The 235-nt window shown below is 61.7% G+C and carries 1 pseudogene; it reads right to left on the bottom strand.

The features are described from left to right. Window positions 1–235, bottom strand: a pseudogene (locus SB772_RS45680) (glycosyltransferase family 4 protein); the annotation flags it as partial.

Below are 235 nucleotides of genomic sequence, written 5' to 3'. Positions count from 1 at the left end.
AACCGCATGGCTCGACGAAATCACGAGGTCGTACGCGGAGAGATCGAACTGTTCGACGGCCAGCGGCATGAGCGGCAAGTACGTGCGAAAAGCCGTTCTCGCCCGAGGCAGATGCTGGATGAACGAGGTCTTCGCACGCTTGCCGCCCAGCGCGGCGCGATGCTCGTCGGGAAAGAAGTCGACGATGCTGAACAAGTCCGCGTCAGGCCAGATCCGGATGATCTGCTCCAGCACG

It is taken from the genome of Paraburkholderia sp. SIMBA_030, from assembly GCF_046535245.1.
GTDB lineage: Bacteria > Pseudomonadota > Gammaproteobacteria > Burkholderiales > Burkholderiaceae > Paraburkholderia.
This window is presented reverse-complemented; position numbering and strand designations above follow the sequence as displayed.